This window comes from Clostridium carboxidivorans P7 (assembly GCF_001038625.1).
In the GTDB taxonomy this organism is placed as follows: Bacteria; Bacillota; Clostridia; order Clostridiales; family Clostridiaceae; genus Clostridium_AM; species Clostridium_AM carboxidivorans.
Map to the genome: position 1 here is coordinate 2,581,005 of NZ_CP011803.1, position 22,125 is coordinate 2,603,129.

General features: G+C 29.2%; 18 protein-coding genes and 2 riboswitches. Of the genes, 5 read left to right on the forward strand and 13 right to left on the reverse strand.

Annotated features, from left to right (window positions below; all coding sequences use genetic code 11):
• Positions 1-366 precede the first annotated feature (366 nt).
• From Ccar_RS11315 to Ccar_RS11345, 7 genes are all read right to left on the reverse strand, one after another.
• Complete coding sequence (locus Ccar_RS11315) at positions 367-759, reverse strand: hypothetical protein (protein WP_007061119.1); 393 nt, start codon at positions 757-759, stop codon at positions 367-369.
• A gap of 242 nt (positions 760-1,001) precedes the next feature.
• Entirely contained in the window at positions 1,002-1,943 is a 942-nt protein-coding gene (locus Ccar_RS11320; protein ID WP_007061118.1) for a tRNA dihydrouridine synthase, read from the reverse strand.
• A gap of 195 nt (positions 1,944-2,138) precedes the next feature.
• A complete protein-coding gene (locus Ccar_RS11325) occupies positions 2,139-2,474 on the reverse strand; it encodes a hypothetical protein (protein WP_007061117.1) in 336 nt (111 codons plus the stop codon).
• Between the two features lie 36 nt (positions 2,475-2,510).
• Positions 2,511-4,223, reverse strand: coding sequence for a methyl-accepting chemotaxis protein (locus tag Ccar_RS11330; protein ID WP_007061116.1), 1,713 nt, complete (start codon positions 4,221-4,223; stop codon positions 2,511-2,513).
• Between the two features lie 71 nt (positions 4,224-4,294).
• Positions 4,295-4,378: riboswitch (cyclic di-GMP riboswitch) on the reverse strand.
• 134 nt (positions 4,379-4,512) lie between these two features.
• Positions 4,513-6,015, reverse strand: a complete 1,503-nt coding sequence (locus Ccar_RS11335) for a sensor domain-containing diguanylate cyclase (protein WP_007061115.1) — start codon at positions 6,013-6,015, stop codon at positions 4,513-4,515.
• A 140-nt stretch (positions 6,016-6,155) separates the two neighbouring features.
• Positions 6,156-6,239, reverse strand: a riboswitch (cyclic di-GMP riboswitch).
• A 123-nt stretch (positions 6,240-6,362) separates the two neighbouring features.
• Positions 6,363-7,160, reverse strand: coding sequence for a dienelactone hydrolase family protein (locus Ccar_RS11340; RefSeq protein ID WP_007061114.1), 798 nt, complete (start codon positions 7,158-7,160; stop codon positions 6,363-6,365).
• A gap of 97 nt (positions 7,161-7,257) precedes the next feature.
• Positions 7,258-8,118: an AraC family transcriptional regulator gene (locus Ccar_RS11345; RefSeq protein WP_007061113.1), complete on the reverse strand. Its 861-nt coding sequence runs from the start codon at positions 8,116-8,118 to the stop codon at positions 7,258-7,260.
• 224 nt (positions 8,119-8,342) lie between these two features.
• Here Ccar_RS11345 and Ccar_RS11350 point away from each other — a divergent pair, with 224 nt between their 5' ends.
• Entirely contained in the window at positions 8,343-8,696 is a 354-nt protein-coding gene (locus Ccar_RS11350) for a winged helix-turn-helix transcriptional regulator (protein ID WP_007061112.1), read from the forward strand.
• Positions 8,697-8,741: 45 nt separating this feature from the next.
• Here the strand turns inward: Ccar_RS11350 and Ccar_RS11355 are convergent, their stop codons facing one another.
• The 3 genes from Ccar_RS11355 to Ccar_RS11365 form a co-directional block, all read right to left on the reverse strand.
• Complete coding sequence (locus Ccar_RS11355) at positions 8,742-9,872, reverse strand: PrsW family glutamic-type intramembrane protease (protein ID WP_007061111.1); 1,131 nt, start codon at positions 9,870-9,872, stop codon at positions 8,742-8,744.
• Between the two features lie 206 nt (positions 9,873-10,078).
• Positions 10,079-12,169 carry a methyl-accepting chemotaxis protein gene (locus Ccar_RS11360; protein WP_007061110.1) on the reverse strand — a complete coding sequence of 697 codons (2,091 nt, stop codon included), beginning with the start codon at positions 12,167-12,169 and terminating at the stop codon, positions 10,079-10,081.
• A gap of 211 nt (positions 12,170-12,380) precedes the next feature.
• Entirely contained in the window at positions 12,381-13,211 is an 831-nt protein-coding gene (locus Ccar_RS11365; protein ID WP_007065016.1) for a MerR family transcriptional regulator, read from the reverse strand.
• 113 nt (positions 13,212-13,324) lie between these two features.
• Between Ccar_RS11365 and Ccar_RS11370 the strand changes: the two genes are divergently transcribed.
• Positions 13,325-15,052, forward strand: coding sequence for an ABC transporter ATP-binding protein (locus tag Ccar_RS11370; RefSeq protein ID WP_007061107.1), 1,728 nt, complete (start codon positions 13,325-13,327; stop codon positions 15,050-15,052).
• The gene (locus Ccar_RS11375; protein ID WP_007061106.1) at positions 15,052-16,878 is read left to right on the forward strand and encodes an ABC transporter ATP-binding protein; all 1,827 of its coding nucleotides are present in this window, start codon (positions 15,052-15,054) and stop codon (positions 16,876-16,878) included. Before Ccar_RS11370 ends, Ccar_RS11375 begins: the two co-directional genes overlap by 1 nt.
• Positions 16,879-17,238: 360 nt before the next feature.
• Here Ccar_RS11375 and Ccar_RS11380 read toward each other — a convergent pair whose 3' ends face one another.
• Both Ccar_RS11380 and Ccar_RS11385 read right to left on the reverse strand, forming a co-directional pair.
• Complete coding sequence (locus Ccar_RS11380; protein ID WP_007065015.1) at positions 17,239-18,567, reverse strand: sensor histidine kinase; 1,329 nt, start codon at positions 18,565-18,567, stop codon at positions 17,239-17,241.
• Positions 18,560-19,249, reverse strand: a complete 690-nt coding sequence (locus Ccar_RS11385) for a response regulator transcription factor (RefSeq protein WP_007061103.1) — start codon at positions 19,247-19,249, stop codon at positions 18,560-18,562. The genes Ccar_RS11380 and Ccar_RS11385 overlap by 8 nt, the downstream gene beginning before the upstream one ends.
• 161 nt (positions 19,250-19,410) lie before the next feature.
• Between Ccar_RS11385 and Ccar_RS11390 the strand changes: the two genes are divergently transcribed.
• Positions 19,411-20,115, forward strand: a complete 705-nt coding sequence (locus Ccar_RS11390; protein ID WP_007061102.1) for a TVP38/TMEM64 family protein — start codon at positions 19,411-19,413, stop codon at positions 20,113-20,115.
• Positions 20,116-20,126: 11 nt separating this feature from the next.
• Positions 20,127-20,648: a CDP-diacylglycerol--serine O-phosphatidyltransferase gene (gene pssA, locus Ccar_RS11395; RefSeq protein WP_007065014.1), complete on the forward strand. Its 522-nt coding sequence runs from the start codon at positions 20,127-20,129 to the stop codon at positions 20,646-20,648.
• A gap of 211 nt (positions 20,649-20,859) precedes the next feature.
• Here pssA and Ccar_RS11400 read toward each other — a convergent pair whose 3' ends face one another.
• Positions 20,860-21,657, reverse strand: a complete 798-nt coding sequence (locus Ccar_RS11400) for a DUF5714 domain-containing protein (protein WP_416101072.1) — start codon at positions 21,655-21,657, stop codon at positions 20,860-20,862.
• Positions 21,658-22,125 lie beyond the last annotated feature (468 nt).

A 22,125-nucleotide genomic window follows, 5' to 3' on the forward strand; every position in this document is an offset into this window, starting at 1 on the left:
GCTACGCGCCTGGATAAGTTCTTCTAAGACTCAGATGGGTAAAATACCTAAATGGTATTTTACGAGCTTTTGCCCAGATAAGAGGTATTCCTCACAAGCAAACTCCACCTGAGTCTAAGAATCACTTGATTATCCATTAACTATTCTCCTCTATTTAAACTATTTGATGAGTCTATTTTAACCTTCGACTTTCACCGTTTCTTAACAAATATATGAACAATTTATTAAGTTTTTCATAAAGTTTCTGAATATTATATAATAGAACAGCAATTAAATATTGAATCAAATAAAAAGGCTATTTTTTATCCCTAAGGCTTCTTCAAAAAAAAACACGATCTCAAGGTTGTTCACTTGAGATCGTATCCGTTAATCTACAGGTCTTTTCTTTTTTTTAGGTGTTTCCCCATCATCAATAGGTCTCTTTTTCTTTTTCTTTTTAGGTGCTTCTTCTTCGTCTTCATCTTCATCTTCGCTGTGATCGGCTTTTGACATTGAATCTAAAAGAGATTCTAAAACTTGAAAAGGATCTTCTTCTCCACGTTTAATAGATTTTAATATATCCTTATCTTCTTCATCAAATTCTTCATCCATTTTCAAAATTGCTTCAACAAGAGATATTGCATCTTTCTTGCTGACATCATCTACATCCATTTGAATAAAATCACCAAAAGTTTTAAGTTCATATTCTTCGAATAACTCCAAATATGTTTCATCTAAATTAAAATCTTCTAATTTTACTCTCATAAGTTGTCTATCCATTATTAACCCTCCCAATTTTAAAGTATTTTTGTTTGCTTTTTCACATTATCTCACATATAACTTAAAAAACAATATAAAAGTGATAGAACGGATTTGCAGATGGTAGAAAGGATTAATTGTTTCTGAACAGTGATCAAATAGAATGTAATTGGCTCTCCATAAAATCCATGCAGTTGATGGTTCTTATTATTATAAAAAATCTCCACACAAAGGGATATTCCTTCCCAATATGTGGAGATTTCTTAATTTTCTAAAATGTCCTGATCTCTAAATAAACTGAAAACTGCTGCATCATAATCGTACAATCTTTCCGATTTTCTAATTTTTTTTGCATATTTTTCATTACTGGAAAACCTAGGCAGCATATAAAACCACAATTCTTTCATTCTAAACAATACATTTTTATCTCCAAAAAGTACTTCTTTATAATCTTCATAAATTTTATCATGAAAATCTTTTAATAATTTCTTTTCAGGTTTAGTATTATTTTTAATATCACCAATCAGTCCAGGATTAGCTAATAATCCCCTACCAAGCATTAAAGTTTGTACACTAGTAAAATCCTTAGAAAAATTTTCATAATCTTTAACTTTAAAAATGTCACCATTATAGCAAATAGGATTTTTACTCAAAATCAAAGCCTCTTTGAAAATTTCCATATTAGGCTTATTTTTATAAAAATCTTTTTGAATCCTAGGATGAATGATAAGCTCTTCCATAGGATATTTGTTAAATATCTCAATTAAATTATAAAATTCTTCTGGACTGTCCTTTCCTATCCTAGTTTTTATTGAAATTTTTGTTACAGCTTCTGAAAAAATTTCCTCTAAAAATTCATCAAGTTCTTTTGTCTTTGAGAGAAATCCAGATCCTCTATTTTTTGAAACCACAGTTCCAGAAGGACATCCTAAATTTAAGTTAACCTCATTATATCCCAACTGTTTTAATTTCTTTGACATATGCGTAAAATCTTTTGCATTGTTTGTCAATAGTTGTGGAATCAAAACCAATCCTTGGTTGTTTTCAGGTAATACGTCTCTTAATTCCTTTGTTTTAAAACTATTGCTTTGATTTGCAACAATAAAAGGTGAAAAATATTTGTCTACATTATTGAAAAAGGCATTATGTGCATTTCTATAAATATAGCCTGTTAAGCCTTCCATAGGTGCGAAATAAAAATTCATATATTTAAAAACTCCTTTATAAAAGTAATAATATTGCTCCATTCATATACTTATAACAAATATTATACTTCATTGCCGCTTATCATTTCAAATCTATTTTCATACAACTCATGTTGTATTTTTTATCCATAAACATTAATATTAATCTATTAAATACTCAACTTTCAAAGTTTAGTTAGATAATATTGATATTTCTTAGTTGCAGCTTAAGTCAATAAATAAGTTTAATATTGAATCTTCCTGACTTTGTGTTATAGTTTTTGCTGTTACTAAAACATCCAGTTCATTTTTCATATCCTTTTTTGTTGTTATTTCATCATTATAGTATATGTCTATTATTGCTGATGCTTGAGCTTCAGATATAGTTCCTGATTCTACTAAAGTACCTAATCTGGTTTCAATGCTTTGAGAATAGAAATTATAAGTATAAGGCATATTGTCATTGGAAGATGCACTAACTGTTGTAGTAACTCCTATAGTTAATAATAATGATCCTGTAATTAATAAAGCTGTAAATATTTTATTTTTCATTTTTAACGCCTCCCAAATTGTGTAAAGTATAAAAGTTTAAAGTTTGAACTTCTGTACCATATCAGTTAATCTTTGTGCAAGTTCTGCCTGACATTGTGCTGATTTTGCAATATCACTAATGGCAAAAGTTACTTCATTGACACTTTTTGATATTTCTTCTGAACTTGCAGCTGATTCTTCTGCAGTTGCAGATACACTCTGCATAGCATCACTTATCTGATCAATAACTTCATTCATTTGTTTAGAAGAAGCCGAAATATCTTCTGCCATATTATCCATAAATTCCGAATCCTTTTCGTATTGAACACCTGTATTTTGAAGGAATTCATAATTCGGAGTTACATTACTTTCCATAAATTTAAGTACTTCTTGTCCACTTTGTGAAAGTTCATTCACTGATTTTTGTACCTGACAAACCATACTTTGAATATTCTCAACTGATTGCTTAGATTGCTCTGCCAGCTTTCTTACTTCATCTGCAACTACTGCAAAGCCTTTTCCTTGTTCTCCAGCCCTTGCTGCCTCTATTGCAGCATTTAAAGCTAATAAATTTGTCTGCTGTGCTATACTGCTAATGGAATCAGCCATAAGCTTAACCTCTTCTACAATTTTAGCATCTTCAATTGCATTTAAAATATTTGAGCGATTCTGATTATACATTACTGTACTCTCTTTTATATTTTTTGAAGCTTTGACTTTTATAGTAATAGCACGTTCTTTTATCTCATCAACGGATATTTTTGAATTATTTGCTTTATTTACAAGTTCATTTGTATTAGCATTCATTTCCTCCGTTGATGCACTTACTTCTTCTGTAGTTGCACTTAAATCTTGAACTCCTCTGGATATTTGTTCTACTGATTCATTTACTAATTCCATTTTAGATGACACTTCTTCAACAGTTGCTGACAACTCTTCACTTGTTGCACTCATATCACTAGCATCATTCATTATTTCATTTACCATGCCTCTTATATTTTCCCTAGACTGATTTAATGCTATAGCAACATTTCCTATTTCATCCTTTGAATCAATATCAATTGTTGCTGTAAGATCTCCTTGGCCTATAGCTTGAGAAAAAGCTAAAATTTTACTTAATCGCTTTGATATCACAATAGATATCAGTATACCTAAAATAATTGCAACTATAATAGCTAATCCTATGATACTCATAGAAACTATTGTACAGCTTTTAAAAATTGCATTGCTGTTATTATAATCATTAGCAGCAAGTTTTGTATCTAAATCTATTTCTTTATCCAATACAGCAAACATATCTTCTCTAATTTTTGAAACTTCAGGAAAAATAGCATTAGCACCATTGTAATCTGAAGCTTTAACTCTATCTATAAGTTTTACACGATGATTTCTATAATCCTCCAATAATTTTTCAAACTCAGCAAACTGCTCCTTATCAGTGTCAGTAGTAATTGTAGTTTTATATTCTTCAACTAACTTTTTGTTTATATCCTGAAATTTATTAATATCATCAACTAAACTAGAAATTTTGTCACTATTTTTGGGATCTAAAATTTGTAAAACATCTGCTTTAACAGTTGTAAGGTTTGTTTTAAGCATATTTATATCCTTTACGCCTTTTAAGTCAACATTGTACAAATTGGAAACATTTGAATTGATTTTCTTCATATTTGATATTCCTACAAAACCAACAATTCCAATAAATACAACCATTATTATAAAAGCTGTCATTAGCTTATATAACATTTTTAAATTGTTAAAAATTCTCATTGCATTCCTCCTTAGTAAAAAAGTACATTTCTTATTTTTTTAAAAACAAAGGCCAATAATTAGTTGTTAAACTAATTATTGGCCGGTTGCACTACTAACTCTAAATTCTCCAAGTGCCCAAGTAAAGAGAATTTTTCACAGTTTCCATTTTTTAATATATAAATAATCTACCATATTTTTAACTATTTCTAATTTTACTTACTATATACTAGACATATCTAATATATACCATATTATCATCTTTAATAAACTTTTTCAACATTTTTTGCATATAACCAAAATATGTCATTCATTTCGCAAAAATAGTTACTTTATTTCTGCTTTTTTTGCTTATGTATAGAGCCTTGTCCGCAAAATCTATCAATTCATCTATAGAATACGTATCCTTTGGAAATTTAGCTGCACCAATACTAACAGTACATCCGTTTAAAGCTGCTTCACCTTTTAATCGAATTTCTTCTGCAATAGACAATAATCTTTCATCTGAAACATTACGAATTACAACAGCAAATTCATCTCCACCAAAGCGAAATACAGAACGCTTTCCCACAGCAGCTTTCATTATTTCAGCAAGTTTTTTAAGTACATTATCTCCAGCTAAATGCCCTGATGTATCATTCAGTTCTTTAAAATGATCAATATCCAGTAAAAGAACTCCTAAACTCTCCAAACTACGATTATTTATTTCTTGTTTCACAGTACTTAAAAGATTGTTAAAGGCACGTCTATTATAAGCTCCTGTCAAAGAATCAATGTCAGCAGCTTCTTCAAGATCATTATGCGTTTCTTTAAGCATTTCAATTGTATTATTATAAACTCTAACCATTTCATGAAATTCTTCTTCATAATTATGTGGGTCAATCTTTTTGTATTTTCCATCTTTCAAAGCGTTAAATGAAAAGATTAACTGATTTAGCGGCTTACTATATCGTCTTATTGTATATACCCCAATTAAAATAATCAAAACACTCACTACAACTGAACCCAATAATGTTTCGTAAACTATAATATTTCTACTTGTCATTATATCAGCAGTAGGAGTAATAACAGCTACATACCAGTTTAAATTTGAAACTTTACTAAACCCAACAAACTGTTCCTTCTCTGAATAGTCTTTCATGATCTTCGAACCCGATTTTCCCTGCAATTTATCAAAAATTACAGATTTCTTACCAATTCGTTCTTTATTAGGATGATAAACAACATAGCCATGGCTGTCCAAAACACAAATATAACCTTTTCTTCCAAATTCCTTATTATCAAACATGGATGCTAAAGAATTTCCTTGTAATTTAACAGTCCCAACAACTACCCCATCAATGCTGCCATTTTTCAAAATTGGAACTGATATTACAACTATCTCAGTTCCACCAGTACTTGTGAAAACATCACTAATATAAGTTTTTCCATGAATTGCCTTCTGAAAATAATCTCTGTATGCCAAATTTGAAACACTAGGAGCATGCACATTTCCAGACATACGTAAAATGTCTCCCTTGGAATTAAGGATTGTTACTACATCTAATTCAGGTATAATTCCATTAAATTTATTAAGAAGTTCCTGATTTTCTCTAATTTCATCATCTGCAGCAACTGACTTTAAAAAATTCTGCACTTTTTTAAAATTTTCCTTAAGCTGCATACTAACATTTTCTGCAGCTTTTTCATTAGTACTCAACAATAAAGAATTAGTATCAGAAATAAAAAATTTATTAAATACTACAAATTGAACAAAGCAGCTTAAAACAATTAAAATACCAAGCAATACTGTAACTTTATATAAAAACTTCATTTAATCAATCCAATCCTTGATTTTTCAACTTAATCTAAATTTAAGATGTAGGTTTATTATATCATATAGTATATTTTTAATTAACTTCTATATCTAAATATATATTTTTTAAAAATAAAGGCCAATAATTAGTTTCTAAACTAATTATTGGCCGGCTGCACTACTAACTCTAAATTCTCCAAGTGCCCAAATAAAGATAATTTTTCACAGTTTGCACTTTTTTTAATATGTAAATAAAAATTTATATATTAAACCAATTAAGTCATAACTGCATTTTTTAAATAACGCATTCATTTTCGTATTTATGGAATATGTATCTGTTTTTAAATATCTTATACTGACTAATTCTATTTTAAATTCCTTTTTAAAAAATTTAATGTTTCTGTTATTATTTCACGTGTCCTATCATTATCATTAAATAAATCAAATGCATGTCCACCCGTAGAATGATTACAAATATCAATAGTTAAGTTATTTTTCAAGGCTTTCATAATAAATTTGTCAATTGATTCATTAATTATTGAATTGTCAAGCCCTGCTCTTGCAATAAACAAAGGAGGAATCTTACTTGAATTTTCATCAATAAGGCTTATTGGTGAATACTTTGTGACATCTTCATCTTGTATATTAAAGTTAAGAAGCTTTTTTACAGATGTAAGATCTCCAAAGCCATAATAAGCAATATTGCACTTAATATAGTTAGAACAATCGTGCATGCCTTCATATAACCCAAATGGAACACCACCAGAAAAGCTCCAAATAGCAATTTTATCTTTATCTATATTGAGATTATCAGCATTTTCTATTAAGTAATTGACAAGTGCATCTATATCATCAATAACTTCTTTAATACTAAAACCATCAGATAAAACTTTATGATTAAAAGTTACTGCATTTAATCCACTAGCTGCTATTAATTTTCCGTAGGAAATATATTGTCCACTTTCTTTGAAATTTATAGCTGCAGCTTCTCCATGTATTAAAATTACTACAGGCAGCTTTTCACTTTTGCCATGAGCAAAAGGAGTATACAAATCCATCAATAGTTCTTCTTTATATATCATATTTTTTTTCACATTTACATTTTCCATGTTGTCAATTTTGTAAACTATCTCTTTTTTTAAAATTTCTTCAATACTTAACATATTAACTTCTCCCTCTTAAATAAAATTATTACTTAATGATCTCAAATGATAGAAATCAATTATGCTATAATTTTAAATCACTAAATTGTTATTTACATTACTTGTATTTCTTAATAGGAATCCAAATTTCACAGCTATAATTTCTAGAAAACATATCTCCTATTGGATAGATTTCAAGATCTGGTGCACAATCATGCTGATACCCCATGGAAGGCATCCACTCTGAATATATCCTTCTAAGAAGATCATGCAAAACTTCAGGCACTGGTCCTACTGCTTCAAATGCAGCCCAAGTTGCTGCTGGTATGTTTGCTGAAACATATCCTTTAGGAATGGTACTCTGTATTTTTTCAATTGCCATCATATAATTAAATTCATCTTTATACTTATCAAAATCTTTAGATATACCTAGAATACCAAGTTTGCCTGCTTTTGAAGACATCCACTGATATGAACCTTCCTTCATACAACCCCTCCAAAATTTAGGTACCTGACTAAAATTTTGTTCATCTATCATGGATATTTTTGCTTGTTTGCCTACTACCATAAAACTTTCTTTATCAAAAATTCTATAATTCATGTCTTTATCTCCCTTTATTGAAAGATGAAAAGATAATTTTGGATATGCCTTAAGATTTACCCCTGACTCTCGTGCTGCAGTAGGGCTTACTCCATACATTTTTCTAAAAGCTTTTGTAAATGCTTCAGGAGTTTCATAACCATACTTATGTGATATATTAATGATTTTCTCACCAGATATAATATCCTGTACAGCCAGAGTAAGTCTTCTCCTCCTTATATATTCACCTACTGTAATACCTGTTATCATATGATACATTCTCTGAAAGTGAAATGTAGAGGATAAAGCAATTTTCGCCACTTCCTCAATATCAATTTTGTTGGTAATATTAGCCTCTACATATTCCACTGCCTTATTCATTGCATTAAGCCAATCCATAAAACTTGTTCCTCTCTTTTTCTATAATAAATAATTTTCACTTATTTGTCCTGTCTTTAAATGCTTTTTAATGACATGGTTGAATTATGAATTTATAAACTAAACTCTATTTTATTGATTTATAGAAATTAATGTCTATGTATAATATAATAGTTTTATTGGAATACACATACAAGTAGGCACTTTTTAGTTAGATAGTTACCATTTTGAAAGAAGGATAAGATATGAATAAAGACACTGTTGAAAAATTCCCCAATCAAAAGGAAAGACAAAAGGATTTTAAATGTTCATTAGGTTTTGCCATGACTGTAATTGGAAGCAAGTGGAGGGCAATAATATTATGGCATATATTAAAAACTGATCCTATAAGATATGGGGAACTTAAAAAATCTATTCCTAATATAAGCCACAAAATATTATCTCAAGAATTAAAAATTATGGAAATGGATGGTCTTATTGAAAGAATTGCTTATGCCACTATTCCACCTAAAGTAGAATATATTACTACAGATAGAGGAAAATCCTTGAAACATATTTTAACTGAGCTGTGCCTTTGGGGAAAAAAATATATGGATTAATTTTAAAAGCAGTAGTTATAATTTTTTCTTAAATTACAATGCGCACTATCTATTTCTAAAATTTAAATTTGAAATCTGTTTTAATCCTACACTAATTAATACCAATATAATAATCCAGGCAATTGCTGTAAGCATTATTTGAACCAAATGTATATCACTGCCAATATCTATAGGCATGTCCCAAATTGCATGTAATCCAATTGCAATTACAAAAAATTTGAAAAATTGAGCATTCATTATATGGTCCATTGTTAATATATTACCTTTCTTTACCATTGCTAATGCTGCTCCAGACATAGCTGCCCAAACAATATGGCTTCCAAAAGCAAAAATTCCTCTTAAATAAATTGTTGACATCATTGCAGAGTAATTGCCCACAATTAAAGACCTAAATCCATATCCTGCTGTTTCAAATACTGCAAATCCTGCTCCAACTGCTGCTCCTAACAAAAGTCCATTTAAAATGTACTTTTCTTTTCTTCCTTTTAAAAAATATGCAACTACAACTAACTTTCCAATCTCTTCTATAATTCCTGTTAAAATTGCTCCAGAATAATCCAATTGACCAGTGCTAAACATACTATCCAATATCAACGTTACAAGTAAAGAAAACACTCCTCCAATAAAAAATATTTTGGTTACATCAAAAATATTAATATTTCTTGGTGCATTAACTTCCCAAAAAAAGACAAGTAATGAGAAAGGAACTGCTAAAGCTCCTATAAATATAATTCCTGGATAAGCATTAATATTATGAAAAAGTTTTAATAATGATACCAATACGATAAAAGTAACTGCAAACACCATAAATACTCTTGAATACAACCAAGGCCTAGGCCATTCTGAAGAAATTTCTTGTTCCCTTGGGGTTGTTCGCGCTGTTCCACAAATAAAAATATTCTCTCTTTCCTCTACAGAGTGTTTCTCAAATACATTAGTTACTAGATCCCTTAATTTTAATTCTACTTGTCCACTTCCTCCGGCCATGGTATTTACTTTATTTACAAAGCCATCAAATGTATTCTTCGCTTGTTCTCCTATAGTTTTGGAATTCTGCTGTTCTCTATAATAATTTCTATTATTATAAAATTGAAAACCACAATTACCACAAAACCTAGCTGATGTATCCGAATTTTTTGCTCCACAATTTGGGCAATAGTTTATGTCTTCACTCATTTGCCAACCTCTCCTCACTTTTAAATAATTTACTTTTTATATTATACTATATACTTTTTATTCTCACTAGAGATTAAACTAAAGAGCTGCCTCATTTTAGAAATTATTCTACTTGAAGCAGCTCACTATTTCTATATTCTTATATTAACCTCTAAATTTAGCTATTCCATAATCTGTTAGTAACCTTGAATTTTAAACTCTGCTAATTAAATCTTAAAACGTTGTACCATTTCATTAAATTTTTCAGCAACCTCAGCTTGATTTTCTGCTGTTTGTGATAAATTCTGAATAGATTGTACTGTTTCATTAATACTATCTTTTATTGTTTCTGTATTTTCCGCTGACTTTTGTGCAATTTGGGCTGTACTTTGTACTGCTTCACTTACTTGATTTATTGTAGCCATAAGCTCCTCTGACATGGCTGCTATTTCACTGGACATGCTAGTTATAAATTCTGCATCCTTATAATAATGATTTCCAACCTCTCCCATAATTTCAAACTGGGGATCTACATTGTTGTGTATAAAGGATAATACATCTTCATTATTATCAGAAAGATTTTTAAATGCATCTTGTACTTTTGTTATTGTATCTTGTATATTAGCTACTGCTTGTGATGATTCTTCTGCAAGTTTTCTTACTTCTTCAGCCACTACCGCAAATCCTTTTCCTTGTTCACCAGCTCTTGCTGCCTCTATAGCTGCATTTAGTGCAAGTAAGTTTGTTTGTTCTGATATACTTGCAATAGTATCTGCCATAACTTTTATATTTTCAACTATCTTGCCATCTTCAATAGCTCTTAATCCCTTTTGTTTTTTCTCATCATACATCTTCCTTGTTTCTTGTATAGATAATTTTCCCTTTTCTTGAACATCCTTTGCTCTCACCTTAGATAGATTTGCATTGTTACTTCCCTCAGCAGCTTTATTTGATAATATATTAATACTTGAATCAACATCCTGTATAGATGACTTTATTTCTTCTGCTGACACACTCGTTTCATGAACATCATTTGCTATATTGTTTACTGCTTTTTCAATATTTTCTGTTTTTATTGTAAGCTTTTCTGCTGTAGCAGAAAGTTCCTTGCTAGATATGCCCATATCCTGTGATCTCATTACTATCTCTTTTACAAAGGTTTCAAATTCTCTCCTCATATTGTTAAATGCATTAGAAAGCTGGCCTATCTCATCTTTATGCTTTAGCAAATTATTCAAATTATTATCATAAGTCAAATCAAGATTTCCTGCTCTCTTTATAATATTAGTGATTATAACTATAGGCTTTGAAATAATATTACCCAAATAAAATGCCACTATTCCAGATAAAATTAATCCAATTATAATGAAAATACCTATTATTTTAATAAGACCATTAGATTGTTTTAAAATTTCGCTTGTAGGTGCTGTTAACACAAATACCCACCCATTTGAAAGATGACCATAACTTAAATTTTTATCTATACCTTTATACGTATAGGAATATAGTTTATTAGAAGATGTATTTTTTATAATTTCATCTTTGATTGATTTTAGAGATCCGTTTTCTATAGTTGATAAATTATCCTTTGTATTAATTTTAGGATGATATATGATATCGCATTTCTCATTAAGTAAAAAGGCATATCCTGAATCATAAATTTTTGTACCTTTTACTATGTTTTGAATGTTTTTAAAATCAATATCCATACCAACTATACCAATAGATTTGCCATTTTTGAATATAGGTACTACGTAGGAAATCATGTATACATTAATATTAGAATTTAAATATGGATCCATCCATGTAGCCTTTTTTGCATTTACAGGTATATAGTACCATCCTACATGTTCCATATCGCTAGGGTCATATTTACTAAAATCTGTTGGAATTAACTTTTTAAAATTGCTCTTTTCATTTTCTTTGGAATAAAAGATTCCGGAAGTTGGAGGCGTGATTTTAGGATTAAATCTTATATAAAACGTCATTGCTCCATCTGTATTTTCACCAAATTTTTTTGCTACAGATTCTATTCGATTTTGATAATCTTGTAGATATTGTGCATCACTTGAAAACCTATCTACATCATCTAAATCTTCCAATACTATTTGAGAAAGAGTGTTTACTGATGTTTCTATTTTAGAAATTTTTGAATTGATTTCATTTGTTTTATCCTCACAAATTAAAGTTAATTTTTCTTTGGAATTTGTTTTAGCTACATTGGTTGAATTAAAAATACTTATACTTCCAATTAATATTGCAGTAAAAACAGAACATATTACAATAGCTAAAAATATCTTGCTTTTTAAACTTTTCATTGATCATCCTCCTGTATTTATTATTTATGTAAAATATATAAAGACAATTGAAATCAGCAATCCTAAAGGTTTTATTAATACTTTTAGTTATAGTACTTATATGTTTATATACAACATTGCCACTTTATGCATATATGTGTAATATTATCACGAAAAATATAAATTCTCAATATATTCTAACAAAATTAACACTATCTTATGAAGAAATTAACTAATCCAATTCTTCAACTTGCACAGAAATTTTTGATAAATATTTATCTGGATTTTTAGTTATTATTTCATCTGATATATTTTCTATATAAACATTTCCGCAAACACTAAGACGATTCTTCTCTATAAACTTGTTCACCTTATCAAAAATTTTCATATCTTCAGCTAAATAACTATTATCATAAGTTATAACATAAAGTCCCTCTGGCTTTACGGTCTTTTCTATTAAATCTGTATCTGGAGAAACCTTATAAAAATATCTATAAGTCCTAATATTATCACTAAGTAAACCATCATGATTAGTGTAAACCCCTAAAGGATACCCATATAATACTTTTTTACTTTCACAATAATCCAAAAAACTAATAAAATCATCTTCAAAATCATTAGGATCATACAAATATTCAGGTCCTAAAAGCAGCACTTCTTCCTCACAATATTCCAATAATATTTCCCCACAATTGATGTTAGATATTACTGGAGCATTATTAATTCTCTGCTCTATAATATAATTCATTTGATTTAATCTATTAAGTTCTTCTAATATTTTCTTCTTCTGTGCAGCAATTAAATGAATTAAATTATCTGGAGATACATTTTTCATGTAATTTTTTATTTTTTTTAATGGAACATCTAAATCTTTTAGAGCAAGAATTATGCTTACCTCATCTATTTGACTATAGGAATAGTACCTGTATCCATTTTCCTTCACAAATGCAGGCTTCAATATTCCTACCTCATCATAATATATTAAGTTTTTTCTACTTATACCGACCAATTTAGAAAAAGCACCTATTGATAAATACTTTTTTGAACTTATAAAATCATTCATAAACTATCCCACCTATTCTTTAAACCATTCTATTTATAAAAGTATTGACTGTCAAGTTACTGTACAGTTTATCATATGATTTGTGGATACAATCATATATAAAGGAGAATATTATGCTAAAACTATTTAAACACTTTAAAACTAACAAAGTACTTTTAATTTCACTATTTATAATCATACTAATGAAAACTATAGGTATATTATATATTCCAACACTAACTGCAAAAATAATAAATAATGGAGTAATAAAAGGTGATATAGATTATGTATTGAAAACTGGTGGAATAATGATAAGTGTTGCCATATTTACTGGTATACTTGCCATACTTTCTACCTATTTATCTGCAAATTTATCGGGAGCACTTTCTAGGGATATTAGAAGCAAAATGTTTTCACATGCACAAAAATTATCAATACATGATTTTAAACATTTTTCCACTTCCTCTTTGATTACAAGATGTACAAGTGATGTAAATCAAATTGAAAATATAGTAACCATGTTTTTTGAAATGATTATTCCAGTTCCCTTCATAACCATAGTGGGAATGTTTTTTGCCTTTTCTAAGGATAAATATATGGCTTTCATAATCTTTATAACAGGAGTAATTTTTATAGTATTTAATATACTCATAAGCAAAAAAGTTATAAATTTGTCCCTTAAAATACAGGTTCAGTTAGATAAAATAAATTCTAGAGTGAGGCAGTATATCTCAGGAATAAGAATTATACGTGCTTTTAATCGTGAGAAACATGAAAAAAAATTAATGGATGCTACCTTCACAGATTATGCAAATATCAATATAGAAATGAATAAAATATTAGCTGTGGCTATGCCTGGAGTAATGGCAATAATGAATGTTTGCGCTGTTGCTATTTTATGGTTTGGATCAATGAGAGTAAGCAAAGGTGCTATGCTTATAGGAGACATTATGGCTGTTATTGAATATTCAATAATTATATTTGTCTTCTTAGTAATGGCTATAATTGTACTACTTAGTGTACCACGTGCCAGTGCCTGCTCAAGACGTATATTAGAAGTATTAGAATATGAGCCTGAAATAGTAGATGAAAAAATAACTGAATTTATTTCAAGTGGTAAAAAAACTTTAGAATTTAGAAATGTTACCTTTTCCTATAGAGATGCTGAAAAACCTGTTTTAAAAGATCTTAATTTTATATGTGAAAGTGGTAAAACTACTGCCATCATAGGAGCTACTGGTTCGGGAAAAAGCACCATTGGTAAGTTAATACCAAGACTACATGAAATACAAGGCGGCGAAATTTTAATTAATGGTGTTAACATAAAGGATTTTTCTCAAAAAAATTTGAGAGATATAGTAAGTTTTTCACCTCAGAAGGCATTCCTCTTTAGCGGAACCATATCTGATAACATAAGGCATGGTAAAAAGGATGCCACTATAGATGAGATAAAAAGTGCTTCTAAAGCTGCTCAAGCAGATGAATTTATTTCAGAACTAAATCACGGCTATGATTCCTTGGTATCGCAAGGAGGCAGTAATTTCTCAGGTGGTCAAAGACAAAGGTTATGTATAGCAAGAACTTTAGTTAAAAAAAGTGATATATATGTATTTGATGACAGTTTTTCTGCTTTAGACTATAAAACAGATGCAAAGCTTAGAAAAGCTATAAAACCAAGATTAAAAGATGCAATTGTTATAACCATTGCTCAAAGAATAAGTACAATTATGGAAGCAGAGCAAATTATAGTCTTAGAAGAAGGAAAAATAGCAGGAATAGGAACCCATGAAGAGCTTCTTAAAAATTGCCCTATTTACATGCAAATAGCTGAGTCACAACTAAGTAAGGAGGAATTAGCATAATGTATGAAGAAAATACAAGCGACTCTATCTCTTTTGATACTGAAATGTCCATAGAAAAAGCAAAAGATACAAAGAAAACTGTGAAAAGATTAATAAAATTACTCCTTAATCAAAAATGGAAAATAATTATTGTAATATTCTTTGCTATTATCAGTTTAACCTTTACAATGGCTGCTCCATTGATTTTTAGTAAAGCTATTAATACTATTTATGAAGGAATAAAAAATATGTCTTCTACTGGTTCTTTCAATATAGATTTTCATATTATAAAAAAGCTTTCATTATTGCTGCTCTTCATTTATTTACTATCTTCATTAGCTAATTATATACAGCAGAATATAATGGCTGCAGTATCTCAAACACTAGTATTATCCATAAGGAAAGAGATAAGTGAAAAACTTTCAAAAATTCCTTTAAAATATTACGATACACACAATAAAGGTGAAATTTTAAGCAGAATATCAAATGACTTAGAAAAAGTATCTGATACCCTGCAGTCAGGAATGATGCAGTTTATTACAGCAGTACTTACAATCATAGGAGCTGTTATTCTCATGCTTTCAATAAATTGGATATTAACGCTAATTGCTATTTTTACTATTGCTATGGGAATTATTGCTACTTCTATAATTGGAAAGAAGAGCATAAATTATTTTGCAAACAGACAGGAATCTCTAGGTAAATTTAATGGACAAATAGAAGAGTATTTTACTGGTCAAATGGTGGTAAAGTCCTTTAACATGGAAGATGAAATAATAAGTAAAGTCCAAATATCCAATAATAAATTATATCTTGATGAAAAAAAAGCTCAATTTATTACCTATGCTATAAATCCTTTAATTCGTTTGATGAATCAAATAGGATATGTACTAATTGCATCTCTTGGTGCTATATTTGTCATTCAAGGAAGATTGTCAATAGGACTAATCCAAGCCTTCTTTCAATATGTAGATCAAGCATCAGAACCGTTAACTGAAGCTGCTTATATTTTGAATTCAATGCAGGCAGCTATTGCTTCGCTGGAGCGTGTTTTTGAGATTTTAGATGAAGAAGAGGAACAGGCAGATACTATAAATTATAAAACAATATCAAATACAAAAGGTAATATAATCTTTGAAGATGTAAAGTTTGGATACGGAAAAGACCTTATAATCACAGGAATAGACTTAGATATAAAATCAGGTGAAAAAGTTGCTATAGTTGGTCCAACTGGTGCAGGAAAGACTACCTTGATAAACCTGCTTATGAGGTTTTATGAATTAAATGATGGAAAAATTAAAATTGATGGCATAGATATAACTAAACTCAAAAGAAGTCATTTACGTTCTTTATTTGGAATGGTACTGCAGGATTCCTGGTTATTTGATGGAAGTATAAAAGAGAATATCTCATACAGCAGAGATATTGCAACAATTTCAGAAGTTAAAGAGGCTGCAAAGCTTGCCAGGGCTGATTATTTTATAAGAACTCTTCCTCATGGTTATAATACAGTTTTGAATGACGAAAACTCCTCAATATCACAAGGACAAAAGCAGCTTTTATGCATTGCCCGTGCTATTTTGGCAAATCCTTATATTTTAATACTTGATGAAGCAACTTCAAGTGTAGATACGCGTACAGAATTAGAAATACAAAATGCCATGGACAACCTGATGAAAGGAAGAACAAGCTTTATAATAGCACATAGATTATCTACAATTAAAAATGCAGATAAGATACTGGTTATGGACAAAGGAACTATTGTTGAACAAGGAAATCACGAGGAATTATTAGCTAAAGGAGGCTTGTATAGTGATATATACAATAGCCAATTTACTATCAAGTGATTCTTAGACTCAGGTGGAGTTTGCTTGTGAAGAATACCTCTTACCTGAGCAAAAGCTCGTAAAATGTCATTTAGACATTTTACCCATCTGAGTCTTAGAAGAACTTATCCAGGCGCGTAGCAGTGCTTGTCCCCCAGTTAAGTAGAGAGCCAAAATCTATGATTTTGTGCGAATCACTTACTCCTTCGACAATAGGAGAAGGAGTTTCATATAAAGAAATCAGGGGTATTAGCAATGGTAGCGATCGGATAAAAGCTTTTTAAAATGGATTGCCGCACTAAAGAATTTACATGCAATACATTGTACATAAATTCTTTAGTGCGGCAACTTAATTTTGATTAAACTTATAGATAAAACCAATCAGCTATTACTTAGTTTTATAGGTAGTTCAATTTGAATAAAAAAGGTATTCTTCTGTTTTCCAGTTTCAATTTTCCCATTGTGTCCTTCTATAATTTTTTTACATGTTCTTAGACCTATTCCTGTGCTATTTACTGTTTTTAAGTTATTATTTATCTCATTTTCAATATAAATAAATAATAACTTTTTTTGAATATAATACTTAACTTTAATTGACTTTGATTTATCCGCGTACTTAATAATATTAGAAAAGATATTATCAAAAACTCTACGTATGGAAATTAAACTTACCTCTATAAAAAAAGGTGTATTACAGGAATCAATTTCAAAATCAAATTCATTGTCTTCCAATATAAAACTTTGCTCTCCTAATAATTGTTCTAAAAGTTCATTTCCATCAAAAGTTTCCAATTCTAAATCATCATCATTAGTATTAAACACTATAAAATATTCAAATAATTTATCAGAAAGATATTTAATCTGATATGCTTTTTCTCTGCTGCTATGAATATATTGTTTCAAATTTTCATCTGTCTTATACTTTTTGTACTCAATTATATCTAAATATCCTACTAATGCTGTAAGGGGTGTTCTCAAATCATGTGACATTGCTGTAATCAGTTCGCTGTTAGCTAAATGAGCTTTATCCTCACTTTCCAATCTTTCAATAAATGACTTTCTCATCTCATTAATACCTTGCGCTAAAGAAGAAAGTTCATCGTTTCCTTTAATAGTAATTTCATGATTTAAATTACCACCTTCTAGTATCTTTATCTCATTTTCAAGTGTTCCTATGTATACTGTCTTTCTTTTTATTAAAATCAGCATAATTACTATAAAGCACAAAAATGCAACTGCAGCATCAAAAAAAACTATAATATAATAATATTTGTACTCAAAAAAACATTCCATATAGATTTTTGCATTTACATCATTAAATTTAATATCACTAAGCGCTTCATTTGAAAAAATTATTGGGCTTTCTTGTGATATATTGGAACCAGTATCAGGATTATTAATATTATAACTATAAATTAATCTATTTTCTTTATATACATAAATGTTTATGTACTTCTCTTTACGAACCCATTGTGTTATTTTATCATGGTCATTTATTGTCAAATTGTTATCTGATATATATTTTTTAAAATCGGATATAGCCTGTCTTTTTTGATTACTTACAAAAGAAATTTTATTAAAATAATTATCTAATATATTTTCACCTATTTGGGATAATAAAAAGAAGATACCAACAGCAATAACAAATGAAAGTATTAAGCATAGAATTAATTTAATTTCTAATTTTGTACATAAAAATCTCTTATTCAATCCTATACCCCTTTCCCCATACTGTTTTTATATATTTAGGATTTTGTGGTTCTCTTTCTAGCTTTCTTCTTAAATTTCTTATATGTACCATAATAGTATTATTACAAGAATAAAAATAAGGTTCTTTCCAAACACTTTCATACAAATTTTGTGCTGAAAATACCTTTTTTCGATTTTGTGCCATCAGCAATAATATTCTATATTCAGTTTCTGTAAGTATAATCTCTTTATTATCAATAAATACTTCATTTGAACTTATATTTATTGTTAATCCATCTATATTAATATCTTCATTCGAATTAACTTTCTCTTTTCCTTTATATACATAATACCTTCTAAGCAGTGCTTTAACTCTTGAAACAAGTTCTGTATATGAAAATGGTTTTGATAGATAATCATCACATCCAGAAGAAAATCCCATACATTTATCTGAATCCTGTGTTTTAGCAGTTAAAAATAAAATAGGAGCACTTGTCTTTTCACGAATCTCTACACATGCTTTAAATCCAGATTTTATAGGCATCATTATGTCAAGTATGATCAAATCTATATTCTTATCAACTTTAATTACAGCATCTTCACCATTTACAGCTTCCATCACATTGTAGCCTTCACTTTCTAATAAAACACGAACTATTTCTCTTATTTCTTCATTATCATCTGCAATCAAAATATTTTTCATATTATTCACCTTCCATTTAATTATTAGTATATAATGCATTCCACTTAAAATCTATATTATTTAGATGACTTAAGAATTATTAAGATTTACCATACAACAATCTTAAGATATTTCTAATAAAATATTAATTGTTATAGCATATAAGAAAGGATGAAACAATCATGAATAAATCTAAAAGAATTTTTAAAATGTTGATGTATCTATTAGGCGTTTGTACAGCTGTATTGGTATTAAAATATCTACCAAATATTCTTGAATTGACTATGTCTCTTGATAAATTTAGAAATTATATAGTTTCTTTAGGGAAGTTAGGAACTATTGTATTTATCTTTTTCCAGGTACTACAAACAGTAATTGCTCCAATTCCCGGAGAAGTAATTCAAGTTGCTGGTGGATATATTTATGGTGTATCTTTAGGCATAACTTACACAACAGTAGGTATGCTCTTAGGAGCTATTATAGCCTTTTATTTTACCAGATTCATAGGTGCTTCCTTTGTGGAAAAGCTAATGAATAAAAAAAATTCTAAATGGTTAAATAATGTTATGAATAATAAAAAATTTTCTATTATTTTATTCATTATTTTCTTTGTTCCTGGATTACCAAAAGATTTTTTAATATATGTTGCAGGATTAACTCCTATAAAACCTTTAAAATTTTTTGGTATCTTACTTGTTAGTAGATTTCCATGGCTTTTGGCATCTGTAAGTATTGGATCCAATCTTCATTATAGAAATTATATATCCACAGTAATAATATCTTCACTTGCTTTAATAGCCTTTATTTTGGGAATAATCTACAAAGACAAAATTATAAACAAGCTTTCATGTCACAAAAATTATAAAGAATCTTATAAAACTAGCTAAGGGGTGGTTATATGTTAAAAAATTCTATACCTAATTTACTTACACTTACTAATTTATCACTAGGTGTTATCTCAATAGTTGAAACTTTTAATAACAATTACTTTTATGCTGCTATATTAATAGTTCTGGCAGCTATTATAGATAGATATGATGGTAGAATTGCTAGGTTTTTAAATGTATCCAATAACCTTGGAAAAGAATTAGATTCCTTAGCAGATTTGGTTTCATTTGGAGTTGCACCAGCCCTTTTAATATTTGTTAAATATTACTTTTTCCACTTGGAGTATATGGGAATAGTTGGAATTGTAATTCCGCTATTATATACTATAAGCGGTTGCTATCGATTGGCAAAATACAATTTAAGTGAATTTGATGGTGTTTTTACTGGTATACCTATAACAATTTCAGGTGTAATTATTTCATTATTTACATTAATTGCACCTAATAATGACATTTTTATAACTTTATCACTTATGTTATTATCACTTTTTACTTTTCTTATGATATCAAAACTTAAAATAAAAAAAGTATAATAGCAAACACTAGTAATTTTAATATTTACAAAATCAAAGGTTATATAATGATAAAAAAACGAGTAGTGTAAATCCACTTGGGGTCTCACTACTCGTTTTTTTTATTCTGCAAAGTATGTATAAATCCACTGCAGCTTTTCAAATAAGATTATGAAATTTACTTCAATATATTTTGTTAATACCGTTATCCATTACTTTTCATATTAGGATCTTAACGTTTTTTATTGATATTGAAATATTGACATTTAGCTTCCCTGCAGCCATGAGGATGACGGGAACTGTAAGTACAGATAATTGCTTCACTATTTGAAGGCAAAGATACAGTTAGATATTCTTTTGCAGCTTTAATACTCTCATCAATTGCAGTCCTGACAAAGTTCTTACAACAGCAAGGACCAGTTTCATCAGCAATTCTATTAATAATTCTTGCCACTACTTTCATGGTCACAGCTGTTTCTTGATCTTTAGGACAAGCTGCACCTAGAATAACGCTAAAGCATGCACCAATTGCTGGTGCAATTCCACATACACCTGTTAGCCCACAATATCCTCCTACTGCTTGTCTCTTAGTCCTTCTTAAGGCTTCAACAATCTGTTCATCCGTAACTTTAACACTTCCATTGTTCTTTAGTGCTGCCATCAAAGCACCTGCTGCTATCCACGCATTTTCACATCCCAGCATTGGGACATTATCCTTATTCATTAGATATTCAGCAATTTCAAATGGATTCACTGCCTTACTTTTTAAAACATAGTCTTTTATACTATCAAAAAGGTCTTTACCATGACATTCATCGCAAACATAGTGTCCACTTTGGCAGGCAATGTTGCCAATCTCTTTTTTACCACATAGAACACAAGTTAATTCTCTTCCAGAACTGAAGTACTCTAATTGTCCTCCACAAATTTTACAATTTTCAGTGTTGGAGTTAGTGTGCTCACTAGCACCAGTATTATCTCCTCAACAACTAGACGCAGCTCTATTATTCTTCTTCTGAACTAAATCCACCTCAAAACCTCCTCATTCTTTAATAACTCTTGATAACGTATGCATTTTATATATAAATTTTATCACTAGACCCTTCACCTGTAAATGAATAACTCAACTTTCTCAACTTAACCACTGTGCCACGCACCTTAAACTACACATGAAAATTATTCTGAAAATATTGGAGGAGGCTTGATTATTTTTATGAATATAACAAAAATGGAAAGCACATATAAAAACTTTTTAATTATTCTTAGTTTAATATTTTAGAATAATTACAAATTTTTATATGTGCTGAGATTTGGCAATATGTGTCGGAGTATAAATTAAATATCCGTGGTGGATTGTACCCAAAACATAAAATTAACTCATACTCCTTTTATATAATAATCTAAATATATAGCAATTTAATATATGGTAATCCAATGAATTTTAGATCTACGCCCACTATCGGTGCACAGTCAAATATTCATTCTAAATAATGTTTGT